The following is a 1968-nucleotide window of genomic DNA, read 5'->3' as shown; positions in this document are numbered from 1 at the left end:
CGCGGTCGGCGGCAGCGCGCCCGCCGGCGCGACGGCGCTCGACGACCTCGCGGACGTCGCGCTCGACGCGGGCGGGATCGACGCCTTCTACGCGAGCGACCTCGATCTCGTGCTGCGCACGCGCGGCGTCCGCCGGCTCGTGCTCGCCGGTGTCGGCCTCGAGACGTGCGTGCACTCGACGATGCGCGACGCGAACGACCGCGGGTACGAGTGCCTGCTCGTGGTCGACGCGTGCGTCCCCGTCGCGCCGGACCTCGTGGGTGCCGCGGTGTCGAGCGTCGAGATGTCCGGCGGGATCTTCGGCGCGGTCGGGCGCACCGCGGCCGTCGTCACCTCGCTCACGACCCGTCCTGTCAGCCCTGTCCCCACGTCTGGAGCCCTGTCATGACCGAGCAGCTCACGACCGCGACCTCGACCCCGGTGTTCGGCCCCGTCGACGCCGACCCGTACGCCTGGCCGTTCGACGGCTCGTTCTCGCCCGCGACCACCGTCCTCCTCAACATCGACTGGCAGCAGGACTTCTGCGGCCCGGGCGGCTACGTCGACGCGATGGGCTACGACCTGTCGCTCACGCGCGCGGGCCTGGAGCCGACGGCCCGCGTGCTGGCGGCCGCACGCGAGCTCGGCTTCCACGTGATGCACACGCGCGAGGGGCACCGCCCGGACCTGTCGGACCTGCCGGCGAACAAGCTGTGGCGCTCACGCCGGATCGACGCGGGCATCGGCGACCTGGGCCCGTGCGGTCGCATCCTCACGCGCGGCGAGCCGGGGTGGGAGATCGTCCCGGAGGTCGCGCCGCTGGCTGGTGAGGTGGTGATCGACAAGCCGGGCAAGGGCTCGTTCTACGCGACCGACCTCGACCTCGTGCTGCGCAACCGCGGGATCACGCACGTGATCCTCACCGGGATCACGACCGACGTGTGCGTGCACACGACGATGCGCGACGCGAACGACCGCGGCTACGAGTGCCTGCTGCTGTCGGACTGCACGGGGGCGACGGACTACGGCAACTACCTCGCGGCGCTCAAGATGGTGACGATGCAGGGCGGCGTGTTCGGCGCGGTCGCGGACTCCTCCGCGCTGCTGGCGGCGCTCGGGGAGCCGCGCGGCACGCAGTCATAGCCGACATTGCCGAGGCGCGCTGCGGCGGTGACTCTTCACCCGGACGCGCACGTCGAACGGCTCCCGCGAGGCTCGGGAGCCGTTACTCTCCTGGCCGTCACGGGGTGGTCTGCCCCTCCTGCGGGCCTTCGAGGAGGTGGCACCGCTGGCGACCGTTCGCTACCGGACCCCGCGACGTGCGTGCGGTCGACGGAGGGGACGTGGACGTGAGACGAGTCGTGGGTGGTGTCGGGGCGGCGGCTGTGGTGGCTGCTGTCGCGGTGGTGTGGGCGAGCAGCGCGGGTGCTGCGGAGGGGGCGGCGGCTGCGGAGGTGCAGTCGTCGTTGGTGGAGGACTTCGCCTACCCGGGTGCGGACGCGGTCCTCGCCGAGCACGGGTTGAAGGTGTTCACGGGTGACGGTCACGTCGAGCCGGTGGGGTCGGGTGCTGTGGGCGGGTCGTGCGCGCCGGGTCTGATCCAGGTGGAGACGTTGGTGGAGGAGGAGCCGTACGGGTCGTACTACTGCTTCCGGACGTCGGGTCTGCGTGGCTTCCTGACGTTGGAGGTGCCGCACACCTTCTTGCTGCGCGGTGGTGACAAGCCGGTGGCCGCGACGGCGGAGCTGGCCTCCGGTGCGGAGGAGACGTACGCGGTGGCGCCGAACACGTCGGTCGCGGTCGACCCGGGTGAGGGTGCCGAGATGCCGCAGGCGATCCTCGTCGAGCTCCGGTTCGGTGCCTGGTGAGCGCGCGGACGGGCCGCCGGCCGACGGGGCGCGCCGCCAGGACGTGGGCGCTGCGTGCAGGTGTCGTCGCGCTCGCGCTGGGCGCGGTCGGCGTGCCGAGCGCGTACGCGGTCGCGGGTAC

The 1968-nt window shown here is 72.9% G+C and carries 3 protein-coding genes; all 3 read left to right on the top strand.

Features of this window, described 5'->3' with window-relative positions; genetic code table 11:
• Positions 1-388: cysteine hydrolase family protein (locus tag HGA02_RS17825; RefSeq protein WP_168680581.1), on the top strand; the 388-nt coding region annotated here is incomplete at its 5' end.
• On the top strand, positions 385-1122 hold the full coding sequence (gene biuH / locus HGA02_RS17820) for a biuret amidohydrolase (protein ID WP_210728773.1): 738 nt from the start codon (positions 385-387) through the stop codon (positions 1120-1122). The genes HGA02_RS17825 and biuH, both read left to right, overlap by 4 nt.
• A gap of 200 nt (positions 1123-1322) precedes the next feature.
• Complete coding sequence (locus HGA02_RS17815; protein WP_168680579.1) at positions 1323-1847, top strand: hypothetical protein; 525 nt, start codon at positions 1323-1325, stop codon at positions 1845-1847.
• Positions 1848-1968 lie beyond the last annotated feature (121 nt).

Source organism: Cellulomonas septica, assembly GCF_012396155.1.
Taxonomy (GTDB): Bacteria; Actinomycetota; Actinomycetes; order Actinomycetales; family Cellulomonadaceae; genus Cellulomonas; species Cellulomonas septica.
This window is presented reverse-complemented; position numbering and strand designations above follow the sequence as displayed.